This is a genomic window from Halanaerobium sp. MA284_MarDTE_T2, assembly GCF_003337245.1.
GTDB lineage: Bacteria > Bacillota > Halanaerobiia > Halanaerobiales > Halanaerobiaceae > QPJE01.
The window spans coordinates 1-25,581 of the sequence record NZ_QPJE01000001.1; the positions used below are offsets into that span (position 1 = coordinate 1).

The following is a 25,581-nucleotide window of genomic DNA, read 5'->3' on the forward strand; positions in this document are numbered from 1 at the left end:
GGGCCCATTTCGAACACAAAAGTTAAGTCCTCAAGCGCCTATGGTACTGCACTGGTAACGGTGTGGGAGAGTAGGTCACTGCCGGATCCTTTTTTTGTTCCCCGATAGCTCAGTTGGTAGAGCAGATGGCTGTTAACCATCGAGTCGCAAGTTCGAGTCTTGCTCGGGGAGCCATTTTTATTTTAAGACCTTTATTGGTCTTTTTTTATTTAATATTATTTTTACTTCATTTTGTTCAAAATTTTACATATCTCTATTATATTTTATTACTATGTAATATTGCTTTGAATTATTCTCCTGAGTTACTTTTAGATGATCATATATATTAAATATACTAAATAGATGTTTTTGTGAAAATTGTTTGACAAATTTGAAAACTAATGATATAATTTTCTTGAAAAGAAGTTTAAAAAAGAATATAACAAGGTGGAGACTTGGAGAAAGCCTTATTGATGACTAAGGGGAATAACTATGCTATAATAAATATAAGTTATTTATTTTTAGTTTTCAATAGGGCTTTTTCTGTGTTTAAATCTAAAATATATGAAAGGAGGCAGTAGGTAAAGAAAGCAGGTAGTAGTTAGGTTAATCATTTTAAAATAAAATATTAACTAGGAGGAGACTAAAAATGGCTGGATTATTTAATTTAGGACTTATTTTATCAGCATTTGGTGGCGGTGTTTTTGGTGCAGCTTTAGGGGCTTTGAATTCATTTATCTTTTGTGGATTTTTAGTTATTGCTGGTGAAGCTATCTCTGTTGCGAGTGGAGTAGGATCTTTTACAAACGCAATTGGCTTTGGTACCTGGTTTGGACCTCACATTGGATTTGCCGCTGGTGCAGCTGCAGCAGCATATGCAGCTAGAAAAGGTTATGTAGAAGGAAGAGATATTATAACACCACTGATGAAATTTAAAGATCCCAGTGTACTTTTGGTAGGTGGACTTTTTGGTATATTAGGTTATTTTGTAAATGGTATTATAGCAGGTGTTGGGACTCCTACTGATACAATTGCTTTAACAGTTGTTATTTCTGCAATAATTAAACGTGTTATGTTCAGTGATACCGGGGTAATTGGTACATATAACCCCGAACATGGAGATTCCAGATGGTCACCAAGTGAAGATATTGCCTGGCTTCCTTTCCAGATGCATGCTGGAGAATTGTTAATGATAGGACTTGGCGTAGGATTAGTATCAAGTAAGATTTCATTAATTACAGGTAGTTCTTTTATTGGTTTTGGTATTGCAGCTGCTTCTCTAATTATATTATCTACTATTGGTGGATCTCCAGTAACCCACCATATTGCTTTACCTGCTGCTTTAGCGGCTATGGCTACAGGTAGTGTAATTGTAGGAGGTATTTTTGGCATTTTAGGAGCTTTTCTGGGTGAATTTTTTGCAAGGCTATTTTATGACTGGGGAGATACACATATTGATCCTCCTGCAGCCACTATAGCAACTTTAACTACTGTTGTTATGCTTTTCCTTCAGTAATTAATATCAAAATATATTAATATTAATATAGATCGACAAATATTAAAAAAGGAGTTGATCATTTTGGATAAGTATATTTTAGCTATTGATCAGGGGACCACCAGTTCGAGGGCAATGATTTTTAACCATGAAGGTGAAGTTGTTAATGCAGCTCAGAAAGAGTTTACACAGTATTATCCAAAGCCTGGCTGGGTGGAACATGATCCGGATGAAATCTGGGGTACTACTTTAGGTGTAATTGCTGATGCTTTAGGAAAAGCAAATATTAAGCCAGCACAAATTGCCGGTATTGGAATCACAAATCAGCGTGAAACTACAGTAGTCTGGGATGCTGAGACAGGCAAACCTATTCATAATGCAATAGTATGGCAGGATAGAAGAACAGCTTCTATCTGTGATGATCTAAAAGATAAAGGACTGGAAGAAAAGATCAAAAACAAAACAGGACTTGTTGTTGATGCATATTTTTCCGGCACAAAAATAAAGTGGCTTCTTGATAATGTGGAAGGAGCCAGAGAAAAGGCTGAGGCTGGTAAACTTCGTTTTGGTACTATAGATACCTGGTTGATCTGGAAACTTTCAGGAGGAGAAACACATGTAACAGATTATTCTAATGCTTCTCGTACTTTAGTTTATAATATATTTGACCTTAAGTGGGATGAGGAAATGTTAGAAATTTTAGATATACCAAAATCAATGCTGCCAGAAGTGAAAGCTTCCAGTGAAGTTTATGGTAAAACTATAGACTACCATTTTTTCGGAGAAAATGTACCGATAGCAGGTATTGCCGGTGACCAGCAGGCAGCAACATTTGGCCAGGTATGTTATGAAAGAGGTATGGCAAAAAACACTTATGGTACAGGCTGTTTTATGCTGATGAATACAGGAGAAGAAGCAGTAAAATCAGAACATGGGCTTTTAACAACAATTGCCTGGGGTCTTGATGGTAAAGTAAACTATGCGCTGGAAGGTTCAATCTTTATTGCTGGAGCTGCAATTCAGTGGTTAAGAGATGAACTGAATATTATTGATTCTTCACCTGATTCAGAATATTTTGCTCGTAAAGTAGATGATACAGGTGGAGTATATGTTGTACCTGCCTTTGCAGGTTTAGGTGCTCCATACTGGGATATGTATGCAAGAGGAACAATTGTTGGTCTAACAAGGGGATCATCAAAAGAACACTTAATTAGAGCGACACTTGAGTCAATAGCATATCAGACAAGGGATGTACTTGAAGCTATGGAAGCTGATTCAGGAATAGAACTGAAGACACTGCGTGTAGATGGTGGAGCAGCCATGAATGATTTCTTAATGGAATTTCAGGCTGATATACTTGGTGTGGAAGTAGAAAGGCCTGTTATAAATGAAACTACAGCTTTAGGAGCAGCCTATCTGGCCGGACTTGCAGTTGGTTACTGGGATAATTTAGATGAACTTGTAGCCAAATGGGATAGAGATAAACTGTTTGTACCAAGTATGGCAGAAGAAAAGAAAGAAAAGCTCTACTCAAATTGGAAGCGCGCTGTAGAAAGAGCTCAGGGTTGGTCAGAAGAATAAAATAGTTTAATATACAGCAAAATACATTAAATTAGAATAAAATACACTTAATTACGGTTTAGGCTGGAGAAATGGAGAAAGCTCAATCCGGATAGCATAGGATATCTATGTCTATCTGGTTGAGTTTTTTTTACTCTCAATTTTTAATAAATATAAAATAATTATGTAAGTAGTTTAAGGAGGTTATTTAATTGAGTAATAAAAAATATGATATAATAATTGTTGGAGGAGGTGTATCCGGGTGTGCAGTTGCCTGGAAACTTTCAAGATATAATTTGAATGTTTTACTTTTAGAAAAAGAACCTGATCTTGCATCCGGTACAACAAAGGCAAATACAGCAATAATACATGCTGGATACAATGCAGATCCGAATAAACTAAAGGGGCGTTTAAATGTTAAAGGAAATGTGGAAATCAAACAAATAGCTAAAGATTTAAGTATACCGTTTAAAGAAATTGGTTCACTTGTTGTAGGTGTTAAGGGTGATGATTTAAGCATACTTGATGAACTTTTAGAAAAAGGAAAGAAAAATAAAGTTGAAGGTTTAAAGATTGTAGATAAAGAATGGCTGCGGGAAAATGAGCCACATTTAACTAAAGATGCCGAAGCAGCTCTTTGGGCGCCAACTGCAGGAATAACTACTCCCTGGGAATTTGCACTTGCAATGGCTGAAAATGCTGTGGCAAATGGAGTTGAAATAGAATTAGAAACAGAAGTTTTAGATGTTTTAACAGAAGATGGTAATGTTGTTGGTGTAAAAACAAACAGAGGTAATTTTGGGGCTAATTATGTTATAAATGCTGCCGGTTTGTATGCAGATGATGTTGCCAGAATGGTTGGAATTGAAAAAATTGAAATACGCCCGCGCAAGGGTGAATATTATATTTATGATAAGGCTAAAGATTTTGATGTTAATCATGTTATTTTTCCAATACCAACACCTATTTCAAAGGGAATTGTTGTTACAAGGACAATAGAAAACAATTTATTAATTGGACCAACTTCAGATCCGATAGATGATAAAACTGATTTATCAACAACACCTGAAGGGCTGGAAAAAGTTTATAATGGTGCTAAAAAGCTGTTCCCTGATTTAACATTAAAAGATACTATACGGGTATTTGCAGGTCTAAGAGCTGCTGATAAAACTGAAGACTTTGTAATAGAAGCTGCTGACAATGTACATGGATTTATCAATGTGGCTGGAATTCAGTCTCCAGGTCTATCATCTGCTACTGCCATTGCTGATATGACTCTTGATATTCTGGAAGATGAAGGTCTTAAACTGGAAGAAAAGAAAAATGTTATAGAAAAAAGAGAAGAGCCAGTAAGATTTTACGAAATGAGCAATGAAGAAAGAGCTAAAATGGTAGAAAAAGATAAAAAGTATGGAAAAATAATCTGCCGCTGTGAAACAGTTTCATATAAGGAGATACTGGATGCAATACATGGTCCAATTGGTGCAAGAACAGTAAATGCTGTTAAAAGAAGAACAAGAGCCGGTGCAGGAAGATGTCAGGGTGGGTTTTGTGGCCCAAGAGTGTTAGAAATTCTGTCTGAAGAATTAGGAATCGACCCTACAGAGGTTAAACAGGAAGAAACTAATTCGCAAATTATTGAATATAAAATTAAAGAGCTACTTGGAAGCAAGGTGATGGATAATGCTTAAACTTAAAAAAGATGTTGTAGTAATTGGTGGAGGTCCAGCAGGACTGGCTGCAGCAGTTAAAGTGTTTGATAATGGTGTGGAAGATGTAATGATTTTGGAAAGAGATTTTGAGTTGGGAGGAATTTTACCCCAGTGTATTCATAATGGTTTTGGACTTCATCATTTTAAAGAAGAATTAACAGGGCCAGAATATGCCCAGAGATTTATAGATGATGTTGAGGACAGAGATATTGAGGTTAAATTAGATACCATGGTGCTGGATGTCAGTCCGGATAGAAAAGTATATGCCATGAATAGAGAAGATGGTTTTCTAGAGATTGAAGCTGGTGCAGTTATACTTGCCATGGGGTGTAGAGAAAGAACTGCTGGTGCGATTGGAATTCCTGGCACCAGACCTGCAGGTGTATTGACAGCCGGTACAGCACAGAGATATACAAATATAGAAGGTCTGCTGCCGGGTAAAGAAGTTGTAATACTTGGTTCTGGAGATATTGGATTAATCATGGCCCGAAGAATGCGATTAGAAGGAGCTGATGTAAAAGCAGTTTGCGAAATTCTTCCTTATACTGGTGGTTTAACCAGAAATGTTGTTCAGTGTTTACAGGATTATGATATACCACTTTTATTAAATCATACAGTAACCAGAATTGAAGGTAATGAAAGGTTAGAGGCAGTCGAAATATCAGAAGTAGATGAAAATTTGAAACCAATACCAGGTACTGAGGAGAGAATAGAAGCCGATACACTTCTGCTGTCTGTAGGTTTAATACCTGAAAATGAGCTTTCTAAAAAAGCTGATGTTGTTCTGGATGATAGAACAGGCGGAGCTATTGTCAATGAAGGTAGAGAGACTAATGTTGAAGGTATCTTTGCCTGTGGTAATGTTCTGCATGTACATGATTTAGTTGATTGGGTTACCCAGGAAGCAGAAATAGCCGGTGACTGGGCTGCAAAATATGTTAAAGGTGATATGAGAAGATCTGATAGTAAAATAAAAATAAATGCAGGAAAGAATGTTTCATATGTTATACCGCAAAATATTGAACTGGAAGATAAAGATAGAAAACGTATACCGCTCTATATGAGGGTAACAACTCCTCTTACTGCCTGTGAAATTAAATTATCAGCAGATGGAGAAGAGCTTTATTCTTTTAATGAACCATTTGCAAAACCTGGTGAAATGCTGAGTGTTCCATTAGCACAGAAAACACTTAATGATCTTGGAAAAATTGAAGAGATAACTGTAGATATAATTGAAAAGGAGGGAGAATAAATGAGTGAAACTAAAACTCTCACCTGTGTTGCCTGTCCAAAAGGATGTGAAGTGACAGTTAAATATGAAGGTAATGAAATATTAGATATACAAGGTAATGCCTGTCCCCAGGGAGCTGACTATGCAAGAGAAGAAATAATTGCACCAACGAGAATATTGCCGACAACAGTAGCTGTTAAAGATGGGGCTTTACCACTTGTTCCTGTCAAAACTACAAAACCTATTTCTCTGGAAATTATTCATGATGCAATGAAAATTATAGGTAAAACCAAAGTAAAGGCTCCTGTAAAGATTGGCCAGGTGATTATAGAAAATATTTTAGAAACAGGTGCTGATGTAGTAGCAACTAGAGATCTTCCTAAAAAAGCAGGTTGAGGAGGAAATAATAATGAAATTAAAAGGTAAGAAGCTTGCAATGATGGTAGGACCTGGATATGAAGATTTAGAATTTTGGGTTGTATATATGAGGATGATTGAAGAAGGTGCTGAAATAGATGTAATTGGTATGGAAAAGGGTGCTGAATATACAAGCAAACACGGATGTTTGAAAGCTAAAGCAGATTATACAGCTTCCGAAGTTATGGATAAAGATTATGATGGAGTTCTAATACCTGGCGGCTGGGCTCCTGATAAAATAAGAAGAGATGAAGATATTGTAAAGCTGGTTAAAAATAATTATGATAACGGGAAAATAATAGGTTTAATATGTCATGCAGGTCTTGTTGGAATTTCAGCAGGTATAGTTAATGGAAAAGCCACAGGGTCAAGAGGAATTAAAGATGATATAGAAAATGCAGGAGGAAGTTGGGTAGATAAACCTGCCTTTAGAGATGGTAATATTGTTTGGGGAAGGGTGGTAAAAGATATTCCGGACTACTGCCGCGAATTAGTTAAAGCCTTAGCTGAATAAATTTCAATATAAAAACAAGCTAAATCAGATTTTTAGATAATTAGAATCTGATTTAGCTTCTTAATAAATACAAAAGGGAGTAAATTTATGGAAATGTTTAACGAATTCCATTTTATTAGTTTTGGTATAGGCGTAATTGTTTCCCTAATTGTTTTTTATTTTTTATATCCCAAAAAAGATATTGATAAAAATAAAGATTTAAATAAAAATATTGAATCAAAAAAACAAACTTCAAATAAACTATTGAATTTATCACAAGAGGTATCTTTTAAATCTCAAGATTTAATCTGGTTAATCAATGATAATAATAAAAAAGCTGAAAAATTAGTAAAAAGATTTGAAAATATTACAGAATCAGTTGAAAATAATGCAGCTGCTGCTGAAGAAATTTCTGCAACTATTGAAGAATTATCTTCTTCATCAAATGTTATTAAATCAGAAATGGATAAACTAGAAGAATTATCTCAAAAGTTAATGTCAGATTCAGAGAAAAATCAAAATTGGATTAAAGAATCTAACAATACATTACTTGAATTAGCATCAAATGTAAAAAAATCTGGTAATTCAATTGAAAGTGTAGAAAAAGCATTGGTAAATAGTAATGAATTACTTGAAGGTATTATAGATATTACGGATCAAATTAATTTGCTTTCTCTAAATGCTTCTATTGAAGCAGCACGAGCTGGTGATGCTGGAAGAGGTTTTAATGTTGTAGCTGGAGAAATAAAAAGTCTTTCGGAAGAAACTGAGCAATTAACCACAAAAATAAGAGAATCTATCAACAACATTAATATTGAAATCAAAAATACTGATCAAATTATTGAAAATGGGCTTAATAATATTGAAGGAGTTGAAGAGTTAGCTGGAAAATCAATTGAATCATTTAATATGATGAATAATAATCTTCATAATGTTATTGATTCTATATCAAAATTATCAAGTAGTACAGATAGTCAAGCTTCTGCTACAGAACAAACTACCAAAGCTGTTGAATCTATGACTCAAGAGTTTATAAATATATCAGAAAATGTTTCAGAAGTAGATAAAAATATTAAAGATCAAAAAAGTAATTCTGAAACCCTGATTAATTATTCCAATAATCTTAATACAATAGCTTATGATCTTCATAAAATTTCAGTAGATAATAAAAGTGAGGATATGTTAATTTTTGGTGTAAATCCTTTTGCAAAGCCTGAAAAAATAGAAGAACTATATGTTCCAATAATTGAAAAATTATGTAACAAAATAAATAAAAATGCTAAAACAGTTATTGTTTCAGATTATGAAGAATTAACTAATTATATAAAAAATGGTTTAATAGATATTGGATGGTTTTCTCCAATGGCTTATGTTAAGGCAAAAGATGAAACCAATGTTATACCAATGGTAACTCCTTTAATTAATGGTAAGGATAGCTATCGAGGCTATATATTTACTAAGAAAAATAGTAAATACAGGAAATTAACAGATTTAAAGGACAGTGTTTTTGCATTTGTAGATCCATTATCAACATCGGGTTATGTATACCCGAAACAGATGTTGAAAGAAGTTGGTATTGATGTCAATAAAGATTTAAAAGAAACTTTATTTTTAGGTAATCATGATAATGTAATTAAAGCAGTATTAGACAATAAAGCTGAAGTTGGAGCAACATATAATGAAGCCTGGGAAAGGGCTGCTAAAACATTAAACTTAGATAGTTTAAATATATTAGCAAAAACAGATCCTATTCCAAAAGATGTTATTGCTGCTCGAGCAGGTTTAGATAAGAATATTTTGGAAGAAACACGAAATATTTTCTTAAAAGCTGATCAAGAGATAAAAGAAATATTAAACCAGACCAATATAACTGGATTTATTGAAAGTGAAGATCAAAAATTTGATATTATAAGAAAATATAATAGTTAGAAAAATTGTATAATTAAATGCACGCGGTGATTTGATAATTCAAAATATTAATGATAAAATTATATTGAAATGAAAGCATAATTTTTAACTTAGTTATATTATTTCACCGACCTGTACAATAAACAGTTTTTAGGATTTTCTTTTTTAATCAGCTTGAGAACGATTATAGTTAATATACTTTAATATACTCCTGACTGTGTCAGGAGTATTGAAATATTAATAAATTGTATAATTATATAATAAAGTATAGTGTATTATTAAAAATACTATAATTATAATTATGATTATGTATTAATCAGGGAGGCAGCAAATTTGAGACATCTTTCAAAGTATTTTAAAAAACATCCAATAATACCATCTGTTAGGGATATGAAATATCTTGAACAGGCTATGAAAACAGAAAAATCAGTAGTTGTGTTTTTGCTGGCAGGCTCTATTTTTGATCTTGAAGAAGCAATGTCAAAAGCTGAAAAATATGATAAATTATTAATAATTAATGTTGATCTGGTTCAGGGTATTTCACAGGATGCAAAAGGTATGGAATATCTGGCAGAAAAAAATCTTTGTGATGGAATAATATCAACCAGAAATCACCTAATTAAAGCAGCAATAAAGTGTGGTTTGATGACAATTCAGAGAATATTTTTGCTTGATTCGGGTTCTTTTAAAACAGGAAAACATATGTTGGGTGATGAAAATATAGATTCAGTGGAGATTTTACCAGGTATTGCAGCTCCATATTATATTTCCCATCAGGAAAAATATCAGATCAAATATCCTGTAATTGCAGGAGGACTTATTGAGACAAAAAAAGAAGTTGATAAATTGGTAGAAGCAGGTGTTCTTGCAATTTCTACAAGTCAGAGAAGTTTGTGGACAACAGATTTTAATTAATTAAAGGAGGTAATAAGTATGAAGAAGAAATTAGTTAACAATCCAGATCATGTTGTAGTGGAAATGGTAGAAGGAATTGTAATGGAGAGGCCAGAAAAAATAGAAAAACTGGATGATTTTAATGTTGTTGTTAGAAAGGACGCTCCTTTAGAAAAGGTTGCACTTGTAAGTGGTGGAGGTAGTGGTCATGAGCCTTCCCATGCTGGATATGTTGGGGAAGGAATGTTAGATGCTGCTGTAGCGGGTGATGTATTTACTTCTCCAACTCCTGATGCAGTTTTTGAAGCAATAAAAGCTGTAGATGGTGGACAAGGAGTACTGCTAATTGTAAAAAATTATACCGGAGATATTATGAATTTTGAAATGGCTGCAGATATGGCTGAAGCTGAAGGTATTGAGGTTGATCATGTGGTAGTTAATGATGATGTTGCGGTTGAAGATAGCCTTTATACAACTGGACGCAGAGGAGTAGCCGGTACAGTATTTGTACATAAAATAGCCGGCGCAAAAGCTGCTGCAGGTGGAAAACTTTCGGAGGTTAAATCAGCCGCAGAAAAAGTTATTGCAAATGTGAGAACAAAAGGAATGGCGTTATATCCATGTCGTGTTCCTTCTGCAGATGAATCAACATTTAAACTTGAGGAAGATGAAATGGAACTTGGTATAGGAATTCACGGTGAACCGGGAACTGAAAGAACAAAAGTTAAAAAAGCTGATGAAGTCGTTGATGATTTATTAGGTAGTGTACTTTCTGATATTTCTTTTAAAAATGGAGATGAAGTTGCATTAATGGTAAATGGTATGGGAGGTACTCCTTTAATGGAACTATATATTGCAAACAGACGTGCACATCAGATTTTGGAAGATAAGGGTATTAAAGTATACAAAAATTTTGTTGGCGAATTCATGACTTCATTAGAAATGGCAGGAATGTCAATAACTCTGCTTAAACTTGATAAAGAATTAAAAGAACTTCTGGATGCACCAACTGATATAAATCTTATGAAATAAATGCAGACAGGGAGGATATTTCAGTGACAGAAAAAATTAAAGATATATTTATGAAAATTTCAGATGTGATAATTGAAAATAAGAAGTATTTGACAGAATTAGATTCTGCTATCGGTGATGGAGACCACGGAATTAATATGTCACGAGGGTTTAAAAAAGTTAAAGAAAAACTCAGCAGTAATGATTATGAAAAGAACTCTGATTTGGTAAAAACAGTTGCAATGACATTAATATCAACTGTTGGAGGAGCTGCTGGTCCACTTTATGGAACTGCTTTTTTAAATGTGAGTAAAGTAATACCTGAAGCAGAATTTGATATTGATGCAGCTATAGAGATAGGAGAATCAGCAATAAACGGTATTCAAAAAAGAGGTAAAGCTGAGCAGGGAGAAAAAACAATGCTTGATGCAATTATGCCAGCAGTGGAATCTCTGCGGGAAAGCAAAGAGAAAAATTTAGAACTCAAAGATGCACTTGAAGAATGCAAAAAAGCTGCTGAAGAAGGAATGAAAGCTACAATTCCGATGCAGGCAACAAAAGGTCGAGCCAGTTATCTTGGGGAAAGAAGCAAGGGACATCAGGATCCTGGAGCCACTTCAAGTTATTTAATTATAAAAACTATAGTTGATGAAATAAATAAATGAATGGAGTGAGCAGATGGTAAGTATTTTAATTGTTTCTCACAGTAGAGAGATTGCTGATGGAACCAAAAAATTGGCTGAACAAATGAAGCAGAAAGATGTAGAAATTAAAGCTGTTGGTGGAACTGCAGAGGGAGAAATAGGTACTGACCCTGATGCAATTAATACAGCACTTGAAGAGATAAATAAAGAAGATGGTGTAATAATTCTTGCAGACCTAGGTAGTGCTATTATGAGTGTAAATATGGTAATGGACTGGCTTGATGAAGATATAAAAAAAAGAGTTGTACTGGCAGATGCCCCAATAGTTGAAGGTGCAGTATTTGCAGCAGTAGAAGCAGGTCTTGGTAATTCTATTTCTGATATATTATCTTCAATTGAGTCTTTAGACATTATTAAGAAAAATTAATTTAAAGCCGGGCTTAAACCCGGCTTTCTTTTTGATGTTAAATTTATAACAATAAAATGTTAAAAAAAGATGAAATTCACCATTATTTTATGATAAAATATATAAGTGAATAAAAAAGAAAGGATGATCAGATTGGCAGAAGAAAAGAAAGTAATAATTAAGAATAAGACCGGTCTGCATGCCCGGCCTGCAGCACAATTTGTACAGAAAGCAGGTAAATTTGATTCAAAAATAGAAATTGTTTTTGAAGAAAAGAAAGTTAATGCAAAAAGCATTATGGGAGTTATGAGTTTAGGAGTTGGAAAAGGCAATGAAATATTATTGAGAGCTGATGGTGAAGATGCAGAAGAAGCATTGAAAGAACTGGAAGAATTTATTACAGTTGAAATGCCTAAAGAAGATGAAGAGGAGTGATTTTTAGATGAAAGGGATCGCTGCCTCACCTGGTATTGCTATTGGAAAAGCGCTGGTAAAAAGAGAAAAAGATATTAAAATATCTAAAGATAAAATATCTGAAGATAAAATTAATGACGAAATTGAAAAACTTCATACTGCTCTTAAAAAAGCTAAAAGTGAATTGAAAACTATCAGAGATAATACAGCTGAAAAAATGGGGGAAGAGAAAGCAGAAATTTTTGATGCACATCTGATGATTCTGGATGATCCAGAATTAATACCTGCATTTGAAAATAAAATAAAAGAAGATAAGCTTTCTTCTTCAGCTGCAGTAAAAGAAGTTATTGATCAGTATGCATCCATGTTTGCTGCTATGGAAGATGAATATCTTAAAGAGCGGGGAACAGATATAAAAGATGTTGGAAAAAGAATTATAAAAATTCTTCTCGGCAGAGAAGATATTGCTGAAAAACTAGATGAGGAAGTTATTATAATTGCTGAAGACTTAACTCCATCTGATACAGCACAGCTTGATACATCTAAAGTGCTGGCATTTTTAACAAGGGATGGTTCGAGAACTTCACATACTGCAATAATGGCCAGATCACTAGGTATTCCAGCCGTAGTTGGTCTTGGAGATAAACTTATGAATAAAAATGTAGATGATGCTGTTCTTATCGTTGATGGAAACAGTGGAAATGTTTATTTTGATCCTGATGAAGCTACTATGAAAAAATATGAGCAGAAACTTGCTGATTATGAAGCTGAACAGGAAAGATTGGCTGCTTACAAAGATAAAAAAGCTAAAACAAAAGATGGTGAAGAAGTAGAAATAGCTGGTAATATGGGTAATTTTGCTGATCTTGATCCGGTACTTGAAAGAGGTGGAGAAGGTATCGGTTTATTTAGAACTGAATTTTTATATATGGACAGAGATGAGATGCCTTCTGAAGAAGAACAGTTTGAAGTATACCGAAAAGTAGCCGAAAAAATGGGCGATTATCCTGTAGTTATAAGGACTCTGGATATTGGTGGAGATAAAGAACTGCCTTATTTAGATTTGCCTCATGAAATGAATCCCTTTTTGGGGTATAGAGCTGTTAGAATGTGTCTGGATCGTCCGGATATTTTCAAACCTCAGCTGAGGGCTATTTTACGTGCCAGCAAATATGGAAATTTAAAAATGATGTTTCCAATGATTTCTTCATTGGAAGAGCTTAATAAAGTTAAAAATATGTTAAATGAAGTAAAAAGTGAACTGAATAATGAAAAAATAGAATATAATAAAGATATAGAAGTTGGTATTATGATTGAAATACCGGCTGCAGTAATGATAGCAGATTTGCTTGCAAAAGAAGTAGATTTTTTCAGTATTGGAACAAATGATTTAATTCAGTATACAGTTGCAGTTGATAGGACAAATGAAAAAATAGCTGAAATGCATACCCCATATCATCCTGCTGTCTTAAGATTGATTAAAAAAACAATAGATGAAGGACACAAAGCAGGTATTTGGGTAGGTATGTGTGGAGAAGCTGCCGGGGATGAACTTCTGCTTCCATTTTTACTTGGAGCTGGTCTTGATGAATTCAGTATGAGTGCTGTTTCAATATTAAAAATAAAAGAATTATTGGAAAAATGGACCAGAAAAGAAGCAGAAAAGGAAATGGAATCTATTCTTAAGCTAAAAACTGCAGCTGAAGTAAAAGAGTATCTCGAAAAAATAAATTAAAAATTTATCCGGATAGCAGAAGCTATCCGGTTTTAAAAATATAGTCTTTCTTAAAGTAGGGGTAAGATATATAATGCGTAGTCAAATAAAAAATACTTTAATTTATGAGATTTATCGACTTTCATTACCGGAAATCTGGCTGGAAATTATTTTGCCGCTTGTTGTAGGAGCTGCAGCAGCTTTAAAATACAGTGGTTCTTTCAATCTTGGCTGGTTTTTTGCTAATATAGTCAGTCTTTTTTTAGTAGTTACTGCTGTAAATAGCTGGATAATAATAATTGACCCTGAAACTAACTTTTATCAGCTTTTTTATTATCACAGATATTATCCTTCTGAAAAGGATTATGATAGAGATATTAAAATACTTAAAGGTAAAAAACTTTTTTTGGTTGCTGTTTTATCAACATTGTTTTCTGTGCTGACAATAATTTTAATTGCCTGGTTTCGCTCCGTATTTCTAATTTGGGTTGTGATAATAACAGCTTTTTTTCTACTGCTTTATATCTATCTGCAGTTGCAGATGGTAGAGAGTCTTTTTGATGAATTTTTGGTAGGATTGATAAATGGTCCGTCGTTAGTTTTAATGAGTTTTATCATTCAGGCCAAAGAAATATCAATTATTCCTCTAATTGTGTCACTGCCATTATCAATTTTAATTGTCAATATACGCTGGTTATATCAGCATAAAGAAAAACATTTATTAAAAGGTCTGCAGATACTGCTGCTGGCCGCATATGCATCATTTGCACTTATTTTTGCTTATTTTAATAGTATAATATATCTGCTGTTGTTTTTAACCTTTCCATATACTTTTTATAATATAAAATTAAATAAAAAATTCTATCTTTATTATTCACCTGATTTTCGGATTGAAAATTATGCTCTAAAATTGTATTATATTAGTGCTGTGCTGCTTGCTTTTTCTATGTTATTGGACTATTTGGTTTTTTAGTATTTATAAATTAAAAGTTATAGATTTTATTAAAAGAAAATCCGATGGGCTTGCCCTCGGGATGAATTTTAATATTTTTAATATGCAGTGCTTGAGATAAATTTTTTTAACTGGAGGTAGATTGATGAGTGATAAATTAGATGATTTTCAGGAATTTAGAGAAAGAATGAATGAAATTATATTTTCTAAAGATGATTTGAATATAAAAAGATTTTTTAATTTAGATACAAGAATTTACAGTGATAATAAACTTTCTTCGGAATTGAAAGAAATGCTTGGGTTAGTTTCTTCTCTTGTTCTGCGCTGTGATGACTGTATTAACTATCATATTATACAGTGTAAAAAGAAAGGGTGGACAAATGAAGAAATACTAGAAGCTATGAGTGTAGGATTGATTGTTGGGGGTTCTATTGTTATACCTCATTTGAGAAAAGCTGTAAATTTTATGGAAGAATTGGATCAAAATAAGGATTATGAAGGCACAAGAAATTATAAAATATATACTGATGGAGCCTGTTCTGGTAATCCAGGTCCTGGCGGATATGCAGCAGTGATAATTTTTGATGGACAGGAAGAAAAGATTACCGGTTCTGCAGAAAATACAACTAACAATAGAATGGAACTTAAAGCAGTTATAGAAGCTTTAAAAACTATACCTAAAGGTTCCAGTGTTGAATTATATAGTGATTCTACCTATGTTTTAAATGGCTTATCTAAGTGGATTAAATCATGGAAATCCAAAGGCTGGAAAACAGCTGCCAATAAAGAAATTGCAAATAAAGATCTCTGGTCAGAGCTGGATATGCTGACATCAAATTTTAAAATAGATTATTTTAAAGTTGAAAGCCACAGTGGTGATTATTATAATGAAACCGTAGATTCACTGGCAAAAGAATCCATTCCTCAATAAGAGAAGTACTGAGATTAATGGCGCAGAAACAGTTAAAAATATTATAGAAGGTATAATAAAATTTTAATTTTCATTCTGACAGATTGGACATAAACCTGTAAATTCAAGTCTGTGCTCATTAACCTGAAAAGCTGTTTTTTCATTAACAATTTTATTTATATCGTCAAATAAATCTATATGAATATCATATACTCTACCACATTTTTCACAGCGAAAATGATAATGATTTTTTGGATTTCCATCATAGCGGCTGTAAGTGCTTCCATAATCTAGAATTTGAATTTTACCAAGTTCAGATAAAACATTTAGATTTCTATAAACAGTGCCTAAACTGATATTTGGGATTTCTTTTTTTACCTGTTCATAGATCCAGTCAGCTGTAGGATGTGATTCAGTATTTTTGAGAACTCTTAAAATTGCTTTACGTTGTTTTGTCATTCTAGTATTTTTAGTCATAATATCCTCCTGAAATAATAATAGTTATTAATACTATTTAATCTAATTTTAACAGACTTTATTATAACATTCAAGTCAAAGTACATAAAGTATTTTCCTTATTTTATGTTATAGAAGTTAGGCACTAGAAAACCTGACGGGTTTACCCGAATTTACGCTTTTGGAGAAAACGCAAGACCTAACTTATCTACCATTTGGTTTGCTTTGAGTGGGCAATTTTCTATCAATAAGGAATCCACGTGGTCCTGCCCAGTGGAGCGTCAAAATGTAAAAAAAAGGATGATTCAGGAATATTGGAATTTTAAATATATTATTCTTAAAGAGATATTTCTTATTGTAGTTGTAAAATTAATTTTAGTGAATTCCTTAAAATCTATAAAATATGTGAAGGTGATAATAATGAGTGATAAAAAAAGAATTTTGACAGGTGATAGACCTACTGGCAAACTTCATTTAGGTCATTATGTAGGCAGTCTGAAAAATAGAGTTGAGCTGCAGGAAAAATATGATACTTTTTTAATAGTGGCAGATGTGCAGGCTTTGACCACTAACTTTGATAGACCTGAACAGCTGAGTGAAGATCTCAGACAGGTTGTTAGGGATTATTTAGCCGCAGGTATTGATCCTGAAAAAACTATAATTTTTGTACAGTCAATGGTTCCAGAAATAGCTGAACTTACAGTTTATTTTTCAATGCTGGTTACAGTAAATCAGCTCCGACATAACCCGACTATAAAAACAGAAGCTGCCCAATATGGTTACAGTGATATGACATATGGATTTCTTGGGTATCCTGTCAGTCAGACTGCTGATATAACTTTTTGTAGAGCACATCTGGTACCTGTTGGTGAAGACCAGATACCGCATATAGAACAGGCAAGAAAAATTGTGCGTAAATTTAATAATTCTTACGGTAAAATTTTTCCAGAACCTGAGGCATTAATAAGCGATTTTCCAAGATTAATGGGACTTGATGGAAAAAGTAAAATGAGCAAAAGTTTGAATAATGCTATTTATTTATCAGATTCCAGTGATGAAATAAATAAAAAAATTATGCAGGCTAAAACCGATCCGGCCAGAATTCATAAAGATGATCCAGGTCATCCCGAAGTCTGCACAGTATTTCATTATCATCAGGCTTTTAATAAGGAAGAGGCAGATGAAATAGAAACACTCTGCAGGGCTGGGAAAATAGGCTGTGTTGAATGTAAAAAGAATCTGGCCGATAAATTAAATCAGCTTTTAGATCCGATGAGGGAGCGGAGAAAAAAATATATTAACAATCCAGAATTGGTGGATCAAATTTTATTGAAAGGAACAGAAAAAGCTCGAATGGAAGCACAAAAAACCCTGAAAAAAGTGAGAAAAGCAATGAAAATTGATTATTTTTAATTAATATAAGAATATTGGTTTAGATAATAAAGAAGGGAGAATTTTTAAATGGCAGATTCTAAAAAAAATATAGCTTTAGTATTTGGTGGTAAATCTGCTGAACATAGAGTTTCTATACTTTCTGCTAGATCAGTTTTTAATGCTGTAGATAAGAGTAGATACAGTATAATACCTTTTGCTATTTCAAAAGAAGGAAAATGGATGTCTGAACATGATTCTTTTAATATTTTAGATTCAGATATTATGGAAGCTGTATCAGATAGCCAGGAAAAAATAATTTCATGTGAAATTATAAGTCGTCTGCAGAATGACATAGATGCTGTATTTCCTGTGCTGCATGGACCATTTGGAGAAGACGGACGAATACAGGGGTTTTTTGAAATTTTAGATATTCCATATGTTGGATGTGGTTTAACATCTTCAGCAGTTGGGATGGATAAGGAAATGATGAAAAAAATATTTTCGTATCAAAACCTTCCTCAGACAGATTATATGGTGATAAGAGATTATGAATTTAATAAATTAGATAAAAAAATACTTTTTCAAAAAATCAGCAAAAAACTTGGACTGCCTTTTTTTGTAAAACCGGCCAATTTAGGTTCCAGTATTGGAATTTCTGTAGTAAAGCATAAAGGTGATTTTTTGGGAGCTTTTGAAGAAGGATTCAAATATGATAAAAAAATTATTGTAGAAAAAAAAGTTTCCGGAAGAGAAATTGAATGTGCTGTTTTAGGTTCTGCTGATAATATACAGGTATCTTCACCTGGAGAAATAATTTCTAAGCACAGCTTTTATGATTATAATGCTAAATATGAAGATTTTTCTACTTCATTAATTATACCTGCGGAGTTAGAAAAAAATTTATATGGTCAATTAAAGAGTGCGGCTGAACAGGCTTTTAAAGCCATTGATGGTAAAGGACTGGCAAGAGTAGATTTTTTTATAGAGGATGGGAATATATTGATAAATGAAATAAATACAATGCCTGGTTTTACAAAATATAGTATGTATCCAAAATTATTTGAACATGATGGGATTTTGTATAAAGATTTAATAAGCAGGTTGATAGAAATCTCATTTACATAAAACTCTAAAATTTGATCTAATTTCAATATTATTAACTATATTATATGAGGAGAATAAAAATGAATAATCTCCATATTATCCATGCTGATATGGATGCATTTTTTGCAGAAGTAGAAAGAATTGATAATCCCAAACTTGAAGGAAAGGCAGTTATTATAGGTGGTGTAGGATTAGGTGACAGAGGAGTTGTTTCTACAGCTTCTTATGAAGCTCGCAAATATGGTGTTCATTCTGCAATGCCAATTGCAGCTGCTAAAAAGCTCTGTCCTGATGGAATATATTTACCTGCCAGACATAAAAGGTATTCTCAGATGTCAGCAGAAATATTTGATATTTTAACTAAATATACGCCGCTGATTGAAAAAATATCTATTGATGAAGCATTTCTGGATATAAAAGGCTGTGAGAGATTATACGGGAAACCTCTGCAGATTGCAGAAAAGATAAAAAAAGAAGTTTACAGTCAGACAGGTCTCAAAATTTCTATTGGACTTTCAGTAAATAAATTTTTGGCCAAATTGGCTTCAGATTTTGATAAACCTGATGGTTTAACTGTTGTTTCAGATGGGGATATAAAAACCTTTTTAAAAGATCTTCGTATTGACAGTATCTGGGGGGTTGGCAGCAAATTCAAAAAAAGCCTTAATGAAATTGGGATTAATTATGTGAAAGATATCTGGCCTTATTCTTTAACTGAGCTTGAAAATTTATTTGGAAAATCCGGGGTAAAACTATACTATTTATCCAGAGGGATAGATGAAAGAAAAGTAGAGGTAAGAAATGAAATTAAATCAGTCAGTCATGAAGAAACATTTTTTGATAATGTAAGTGATTATTCGGAAATAATGGCATATTTATTTAAATTAAGTGAAAAAGTTTCTTTTAGATTGAGAGAAAATAATTTTTATGGGAAAATTATTTTTGTAAAAATTAGATATGATAACTTCAGTACTGTTAGCAGACAGATGAGTTTTAAGAGATCTTTTAATAGTACTGATGAAATTTATAAATTTTCCAAAAAATTAATTGATGACAATAATCTGGTGGATAAAGAAATTCGACTTTTAGGTGTTGGAGTAAGCGGTTTGGTGGATGAGAATAAAAGGCAGTTAAATTTGTTTGAAAATAATAAAAAAAACAATGAGAAACGGGATTTAGATAAAATTGTTGATGATTTGAAGCGTAAATATGGTTTTAATAGTATTTCTAAAGCAAGAAAACTTTTTATAAAAGATAAAAAATAATAATTTTTTCATCTATTGCCACCTGTAGACAAAAACAGGTGGTTTCTTTTATGTTTAAAAAAATTGTATTTTCATAAAGGAATAATTTGTTTTATGTAGAATAAAGTTATTAAGTGGTAGATAGTGGTGTTAAAGGGTGTAAAGTGGGGAAGTGATATTATGTTTATGGGTGAATATACTCACAGTATGGACACTAAAGGAAGATTAATTATTCCTTCAAAACTGCGGGAAGATCTTACAGAAAAGTTTGTTATCACAAGAGGTCTTGATAACTGCCTGTTTTTATATCCTCTTCCTGAGTGGAATACTCTTGAAGAAAAATTAATATCACTACCTATGACAAGTAAAAACGCCAGAAATTTTGTTAGATTTTTCTTTTCTGGTGCTAGTGAATGTGAGCTGGATAAACAGGGGCGGATTTCCCTTCCCTCAAATTTAAGAGATTATGCGGATTTTGAACATGAAATTGTTATAATTGGACTTGCAAATAGAATAGAGTTATGGGCAAAAGAAAAATGGGACAGCTATATGAATGAAGTGGAAAACTCTTATGAAGATATAGCAGATGCAATGGAAGAACTCGGAATTTAAAGGAGCTAAATATGGATTATATACACAAACCAGTACTGTTAGAAAAAAGCATTGAGCTTTTAAATATAAAAAAAGATGGGATATATTTTGATGGTACACTTGGAAGAGGTGGCCACAGTAGAGAAATTTTAAAGCATCTTTCAGATAAAGGCAGACTGATTTCTGTTGATAGAGACTTAACAGCAGTAAAGGCTGTTAAAGAAAAATTTATAAATGAAGATAAAATAATTATTGAACATGGAAATTTTTTGGATATAGATCTGATATTAAAAAAAAATAATATTAAAAAAGTTGATGGAATTTTACTTGATTTGGGAGTTTCTTCACCACAGCTGGATAATGCAGATAGAGGCTTTAGTTATAATAAAGATGGACCACTTGACATGAGAATGAATAAAAATCAGAATAAAACAGCAGCAGATATATTAAACAGCTATAGTGAAGATAAACTCAGCAAAATTATCAGCAGATATGGTGAGGAAAATTGGGCAGCAAGGATAGCTGAGTTTATTGTAAAAGCAAGAAAAAAGAAAAAAATCGAAAGAACATCAGAACTGGTAGAAATTATAAAGGCTGCTGTACCGGCATCTGCAAGGCGAAGTGGAGGCCATCCAGCAAGAAGAACGTTTCAGGCAGTAAGGATTGAGACTAATAATGAACTTAAACAGCTGGAAAAAATGATAGAGAAATCTATCTTATATTTAAATAAGAAAGGCAGAATCTGCATTATTAGTTTTCATTCTCTAGAGGACAGGATTGTTAAACATACTTTTAGAGAATTAGCAAAAGACTGCACATGCCCGCCGGATTTTCCAATTTGTGTTTGTGATAAAAAATCCGAAGTAAAAGTAATAACAAAAAAACCAGTTACTGCAGATAAAAGTGAATTGGAAGAAAATCCTAGAGCGAGAAGCGCAAAATTAAGAGCTGCAGAGAAGAAGTGAGATAAGGAGCTGATAAGATGTATAATAGTGCAGAAAATTTTTATAATTCGAATAGTGGTTCCAAATCTTCATCGGGAAATAAATTATATGCGAGCTCTGATTTAAGGAAAAAAATATTTGCAGGTATTTATATATTTACATTATTTCTAGTTGGTACAATGTTCATTATTTATATTGGGCAAATTTTAAAAATAAATCAGTATAATTATCAAATTTTGGAACTGGAAGATAAGCTTTCACAGCTGGAAGAAAATAATGAAGAACTGCAGATTAAATTGGCTTCGGAAACTTCTCTTGATAAAATTGAGAAAACAGCCAGAAACAGATTACATATGGTTGAGGCAGAAAAAAGAACTATTGTTTTTTATAATAATAGACAGATTGAAAAAACACAATTTGTTGCAAATATTCCAGAAGAAAGGTTTTTTATTGCTAGAATATATGATAAAATTGTAGAAAGATTAGTTAAAGTACAGGCTAAATCACCTGAATAGGGGGATTAAATTTGCTTCAAGAAAAAAATACCATTCGAAATAGAATTTTATTTTTCTTTATTTTTCTTTTTATAATTTTTATCCTGCTGTCTTTGAGACTGGTCTGGATACAGGTTATTAATAGTGCTGAATATCAGCATAAAGCTTTAAACCAGCGTGTTAAAGAATCAATTGTAAATGCAAAAAGAGGTATAATCTATGATAAATCCGGCAGAAAATTGGCAGTTACCCTTCCGGGTAAGACTGTGGTTGCTCTGCCGGATAATATTATCAATCCGGAAAAAACAGCAGAAAAACTTTCTGAAATGCTCAATGTAGAATATAAAACAATCTATCGAAGAATTACCGGTGATGCAAGTGCAGTTTTTTTAAAAAGAAAAATAGATGAAAATCTATATAAAAAATTATTATCAGAAGATATTAAAGGTATTACATTTACTGACGAAAATCGTAGATACTATCCGGAATCTGAATTTGCATCACACATTGTGGGGTTTGTCGGGATAGATAACAATGGCTTGAATGGTATAGAATTATCTTATGATAAGTATTTAAATGGAAATCCAGGTAAAGTTTTAATTGAAAAAGATGCTACAGGCAAAATAATCCCAGATGGAATTATCGAAACAGTACCTACCAGAGATGGATCAAATATAGTTTTAACTCTTGATCATGTTATTCAGTATATTGCCGAAAGAGAATTAAAAAATGCTGAAAATCAGTTTGATTTTTCCGGGGGTTCTATTATAGTTATGAATCCCAATAGTGGTGATATACTTGCAATGGCAAACACCCCCAATTTTAATCCAAATAATTTTTCCAAATACCCTCAAAAAAGCTGGCGAAATAGGGCTATTACAGATGTTTTTGAACCAGGATCAACTTTTAAAATTATTACAACTGCTAGTGCACTTGAAGAAGGAGTTGTTTCTGAAAATGATAATTTAACATGTCCGGGCTTTGTATATGTGGGTGGAGAAAAAATAAACTGCTGGAAAACATACGGACACGGAGAGGAAACTTTTGCTGAAGTTGTTAAAAATTCCTGCAATCCTGGCTTTGTTGATGTTGGATTGAAATTGGGAAAAAATGATTTTTATTCATATATACGTGCTTTTGGATTTGGAAGTCAGACAGGTATAAAACTTCCTGGTGAAGCTTTTGGAATTATTCCTGACTACAGCAGGATAAATTCTGTAGAACTGGCTACTTTTTCATTTGGGCACGGTCTTTCTGTAACACCCATACAGCTGATATCAGCAGTTTCTGCTGTTGCAAATGGGGGAAAACTAATGCAGCCAAGGCTGGTAAAGGAGATTTTAGATGAAGATGGTAATATAATTTTAAAAAATGAGCCTGCTGCTGTTAGAAGAGTAATATCAGAAGAAACCTCAAGAAAAACGAGAGAACTTTTAACACAGGTTGTAGAACAGGGTACGGGAAAACAGGCTGCCATAGAAGGATATAAAATTGCAGGAAAAACAGGTACAGCAAAGCATTACAATAAAGATATTTATGATTCTTCTTTTATTGGTATGCTTCCCGCGGAGAAGCCTGAACTTGTTATTCTTGTTGTACTTTATGATGTAGATGGAAAGACTTATTATGGAAGCCAAACTGCTGCACCAGTTTTTAAAAATTTGACTGAAGACATAATAAGATATTTAGACTTAAAGCCAAATAAAGACGAAAATATAAAAGAAATAAATAAAAATAAAAAGAGAGTTATTTTACCAGATGTTAGAGGTATGAACTTTAACTCCGCGGAAGAAATGTTGAGAAATAAAGGATTTAATGTTAAACTTATTGGTGAAAATAATATTGTTAAAGACCAGCTTCCTAAAGTGGGAAGTAATGTTAATTCTGCTTCCACAGTCTGGCTGTTTGCTGGTGAAGTACCCGAAGAATATTCTCATCCGATAACTGTGCCAGATTTTAGAGGTTTAAATGCGTCTGAAGCTGTGAGGCAGGCAGAAGAACTTGGCCTTAATGTTGTTCTCAGTGGATCAGGTAAAGTAATTGGTCAATCTGTTTATCCAGGCAGAAGAATAGAGATAGATAGAAATATTAAGTTGAAATTGAGATAATAAATCATAAATTTGTAAAATAGTAAAAATAATTTAATATTATGGAGGTTAAAATGAATTTAAAACTATTAATTGATGACATAAAAGTTGAATTTATAAAAGGTAATCTAAATAAAGAGATATCCGATATTAAATATGATTCCAGAGCTGTAAAAAAAAATGATTTATTTGCAGCCATTAGTGGATTTAAAACAGATGGACACTTTTATATTGATGATGCTTTAAATAATGGTGCTACAGCTGTGCTGATAGAAAAAGAATTACAGCATTATCATACTGGTATAACATATATAAAAGTAGATAACAGCAGAAAAATTATGGCTCTGCTGGCCAGAAAATTATTTAATAATCCGACAGATAAGATTGATTTAATCGGAATAACAGGAACTAATGGCAAAACAACTACATCTTTTATAATATATAACCTGCTGAAAGATGCTGGGTATAAAGTTGGCCTGATTGGAACTATTAAAAATATTGTATCTAGCTCACTGGTATTGGAATCGGAACATACAACTCCAGAATCTGTGGACCTTTACAGATATTTTAATGAAATGATTTCAGATGGATTTGATAAGGCTGTAATGGAAGTTTCTTCACATGCTATCGATTTATTTAGAATAGAAGGTATGAGATTTAAAACTGCTGTTTTTACTAACTTAACCCCAGAACATCTTGATTATCATATTAATCTTGAAAATTACAGAGAAGTAAAGAGCAGGTTGTTTACCATGCTTAAGCCAAATGGATTTGCTGTGTTAAATAAAGATGACAGTACTTCGGATTATATTCTTGATAAAATAGAAGGTGAATCTTTTACTTATTCAATTAATGACAGCAGCAGTGATCTTTATACAGAAAACTACTCTTCTGATCTGGAGGGATTAAGTTTTACAACAGCAGGACTTTTTATGGGACAATTTAGCTTAAAATTGAGCGGTATTTTTAATATATACAATTCACTTGCTGCTATTTTGAGTGTTAGACAGCTTGGAATAGATACAGATATTATTAAACAATCACTAAAAACAATGGAAGCAGTACCTGGTAGATTTGAAAAAATTATTGAAGGACAGAAATTTGATGTTGTAGTTGATTTTGCACATACTCCTGATGGGATGGAAAATGTTCTTAGGGCTGTAAGTAAAATGGCAAAAAAAAGAATAATTGTTGTTTTTGGCTGTGGTGGGGATCGTGATAAAAGCAAGAGACCTGTTATGGGCAGTATTGCTGCTGAATATGCTGATATAGTTATCATTACAAATGACAATCCAAGAAATGAATCTGCTGGTCAGATAATCGATGAAATTGCTGGCGGATTTTTAGAGAAAGAAAAGGTAGATTATTACAAAATTCAGGATCGAAAAAAGGCAATTTATAAAGCAGTTGATCTGGCTGAAGACGATGATTTTGTAATTATACTGGGGAAAGGGCATGAAAACAGACAAATTTTTTCTGACAGAGTAATAGAACTTGATGATAGAAAAGCTGCTCGAGAAGCTATTCGATATCTGAAGGGAGTTTAA

The 25,581-nt window shown here is 32.8% G+C and carries 24 protein-coding genes, 1 tRNA gene and 1 pseudogene; 25 read left to right on the forward strand and 1 reads right to left on the reverse strand.

The window, feature by feature from the left end:
• The first annotated feature begins 98 nt into the window (after positions 1 to 98).
• The 17 genes and pseudogenes from DFR78_RS00005 (at position 99) to rnhA (ending at position 15,761) form a co-directional block, all read left to right on the forward strand.
• Positions 99 to 174 (forward strand) — tRNA-Asn (locus DFR78_RS00005).
• Positions 175 to 628: 454 nt separating this feature from the next.
• A complete protein-coding gene (locus tag DFR78_RS00010; protein WP_114456799.1) occupies positions 629 to 1,495 on the forward strand; it encodes a hypothetical protein in 867 nt (288 codons plus the stop codon).
• 63 nt (positions 1,496 to 1,558) lie between these two features.
• Entirely contained in the window at positions 1,559 to 3,055 is a 1,497-nt protein-coding gene (gene glpK / locus DFR78_RS00015; RefSeq protein ID WP_114456800.1) for a glycerol kinase GlpK, read from the forward strand.
• A 191-nt stretch (positions 3,056 to 3,246) separates the two neighbouring features.
• The gene (locus tag DFR78_RS00020; protein WP_114456801.1) at positions 3,247 to 4,725 is read left to right on the forward strand and encodes an NAD(P)/FAD-dependent oxidoreductase; all 1,479 of its coding nucleotides are present in this window, start codon (positions 3,247 to 3,249) and stop codon (positions 4,723 to 4,725) included.
• Positions 4,718 to 5,998 carry an NAD(P)/FAD-dependent oxidoreductase gene (locus DFR78_RS00025; RefSeq protein ID WP_114456802.1) on the forward strand — a complete coding sequence of 427 codons (1,281 nt, stop codon included), beginning with the start codon at positions 4,718 to 4,720 and terminating at the stop codon, positions 5,996 to 5,998. Before DFR78_RS00020 ends, DFR78_RS00025 begins: the two co-directional genes overlap by 8 nt.
• Complete coding sequence (locus DFR78_RS00030; protein WP_114456803.1) at positions 5,999 to 6,373, forward strand: DUF1667 domain-containing protein; 375 nt, start codon at positions 5,999 to 6,001, stop codon at positions 6,371 to 6,373.
• 13 nt (positions 6,374 to 6,386) lie between these two features.
• The gene (locus DFR78_RS00035; RefSeq protein WP_114456804.1) at positions 6,387 to 6,908 is read left to right on the forward strand and encodes a type 1 glutamine amidotransferase domain-containing protein; all 522 of its coding nucleotides are present in this window, start codon (positions 6,387 to 6,389) and stop codon (positions 6,906 to 6,908) included.
• An 87-nt stretch (positions 6,909 to 6,995) separates the two neighbouring features.
• On the forward strand, positions 6,996 to 8,816 hold the full coding sequence (phnD, locus tag DFR78_RS00040; RefSeq protein ID WP_114456805.1) for a phosphate/phosphite/phosphonate ABC transporter substrate-binding protein: 1,821 nt from the start codon (positions 6,996 to 6,998) through the stop codon (positions 8,814 to 8,816).
• 312 nt (positions 8,817 to 9,128) lie between these two features.
• Positions 9,129 to 9,710 (forward strand): glycerol-3-phosphate responsive antiterminator, encoded by a 582-nt coding sequence (locus tag DFR78_RS00045; RefSeq protein WP_114456806.1) that lies wholly within the window; start codon positions 9,129 to 9,131, stop codon positions 9,708 to 9,710.
• 18 nt (positions 9,711 to 9,728) lie between these two features.
• Complete coding sequence (gene dhaK, locus DFR78_RS00050) at positions 9,729 to 10,721, forward strand: dihydroxyacetone kinase subunit DhaK (RefSeq protein ID WP_114456807.1); 993 nt, start codon at positions 9,729 to 9,731, stop codon at positions 10,719 to 10,721.
• 50 nt (positions 10,722 to 10,771) lie between these two features.
• Positions 10,772 to 11,365, forward strand: coding sequence for a dihydroxyacetone kinase subunit DhaL (gene dhaL, locus DFR78_RS00055; RefSeq protein WP_114457019.1), 594 nt, complete (start codon positions 10,772 to 10,774; stop codon positions 11,363 to 11,365).
• A gap of 13 nt (positions 11,366 to 11,378) precedes the next feature.
• Positions 11,379 to 11,771, forward strand: coding sequence for a dihydroxyacetone kinase phosphoryl donor subunit DhaM (gene dhaM, locus DFR78_RS00060; RefSeq protein WP_114456808.1), 393 nt, complete (start codon positions 11,379 to 11,381; stop codon positions 11,769 to 11,771).
• Between the two features lie 132 nt (positions 11,772 to 11,903).
• A complete protein-coding gene (locus DFR78_RS00065; RefSeq protein WP_233486918.1) occupies positions 11,904 to 12,185 on the forward strand; it encodes an HPr family phosphocarrier protein in 282 nt (93 codons plus the stop codon).
• 7 nt (positions 12,186 to 12,192) lie between these two features.
• Positions 12,193 to 13,899: a phosphoenolpyruvate--protein phosphotransferase gene (gene ptsP / locus DFR78_RS00070; RefSeq protein ID WP_114456809.1), complete on the forward strand. Its 1,707-nt coding sequence runs from the start codon at positions 12,193 to 12,195 to the stop codon at positions 13,897 to 13,899.
• Between the two features lie 73 nt (positions 13,900 to 13,972).
• Positions 13,973 to 14,851, forward strand: a complete 879-nt coding sequence (locus DFR78_RS00075; RefSeq protein WP_114456810.1) for a hypothetical protein — start codon at positions 13,973 to 13,975, stop codon at positions 14,849 to 14,851.
• A gap of 166 nt (positions 14,852 to 15,017) precedes the next feature.
• A pseudogene (locus tag DFR78_RS12350) lies at positions 15,018 to 15,278 on the forward strand (carboxymuconolactone decarboxylase family protein); the annotation flags it as partial.
• An 18-nt stretch (positions 15,279 to 15,296) separates the two neighbouring features.
• On the forward strand, positions 15,297 to 15,761 hold the full coding sequence (rnhA, locus tag DFR78_RS12355; protein WP_369834872.1) for a ribonuclease HI: 465 nt from the start codon (positions 15,297 to 15,299) through the stop codon (positions 15,759 to 15,761).
• A 63-nt stretch (positions 15,762 to 15,824) separates the two neighbouring features.
• Here rnhA and DFR78_RS00085 read toward each other — a convergent pair whose 3' ends face one another.
• Positions 15,825 to 16,217, reverse strand: coding sequence for a transcriptional repressor (locus DFR78_RS00085; RefSeq protein WP_114456812.1), 393 nt, complete (start codon positions 16,215 to 16,217; stop codon positions 15,825 to 15,827).
• Between the two features lie 399 nt (positions 16,218 to 16,616).
• On the opposite strand from DFR78_RS00085, the gene trpS reads away from it, so the two are divergent.
• The 8 genes from trpS to DFR78_RS00125 all read left to right on the forward strand — a co-directional run bounded on the left by trpS (position 16,617) and on the right by DFR78_RS00125 (position 25,581).
• A complete protein-coding gene (gene trpS / locus DFR78_RS00090) occupies positions 16,617 to 17,609 on the forward strand; it encodes a tryptophan--tRNA ligase (RefSeq protein ID WP_199505509.1) in 993 nt (330 codons plus the stop codon).
• A gap of 48 nt (positions 17,610 to 17,657) precedes the next feature.
• Positions 17,658 to 18,695, forward strand: coding sequence for a D-alanine--D-alanine ligase family protein (locus DFR78_RS00095; RefSeq protein ID WP_114456813.1), 1,038 nt, complete (start codon positions 17,658 to 17,660; stop codon positions 18,693 to 18,695).
• Positions 18,696 to 18,754: 59 nt separating this feature from the next.
• Positions 18,755 to 19,939: a DNA polymerase IV gene (locus tag DFR78_RS00100; protein ID WP_114456814.1), complete on the forward strand. Its 1,185-nt coding sequence runs from the start codon at positions 18,755 to 18,757 to the stop codon at positions 19,937 to 19,939.
• Between the two features lie 159 nt (positions 19,940 to 20,098).
• Positions 20,099 to 20,530: a division/cell wall cluster transcriptional repressor MraZ gene (gene mraZ, locus DFR78_RS00105; RefSeq protein WP_114456815.1), complete on the forward strand. Its 432-nt coding sequence runs from the start codon at positions 20,099 to 20,101 to the stop codon at positions 20,528 to 20,530.
• An 11-nt stretch (positions 20,531 to 20,541) separates the two neighbouring features.
• Complete coding sequence (gene rsmH / locus DFR78_RS00110) at positions 20,542 to 21,474, forward strand: 16S rRNA (cytosine(1402)-N(4))-methyltransferase RsmH (RefSeq protein WP_114456816.1); 933 nt, start codon at positions 20,542 to 20,544, stop codon at positions 21,472 to 21,474.
• 17 nt (positions 21,475 to 21,491) lie between these two features.
• Complete coding sequence (locus DFR78_RS00115) at positions 21,492 to 21,968, forward strand: septum formation initiator family protein (RefSeq protein WP_114456817.1); 477 nt, start codon at positions 21,492 to 21,494, stop codon at positions 21,966 to 21,968.
• 11 nt (positions 21,969 to 21,979) lie between these two features.
• Positions 21,980 to 24,055, forward strand: a complete 2,076-nt coding sequence (locus DFR78_RS00120; protein ID WP_114456818.1) for a PASTA domain-containing penicillin-binding protein — start codon at positions 21,980 to 21,982, stop codon at positions 24,053 to 24,055.
• Between the two features lie 53 nt (positions 24,056 to 24,108).
• A complete protein-coding gene (locus DFR78_RS00125) occupies positions 24,109 to 25,581 on the forward strand; it encodes a UDP-N-acetylmuramoyl-L-alanyl-D-glutamate--2,6-diaminopimelate ligase (protein ID WP_114456819.1) in 1,473 nt (490 codons plus the stop codon).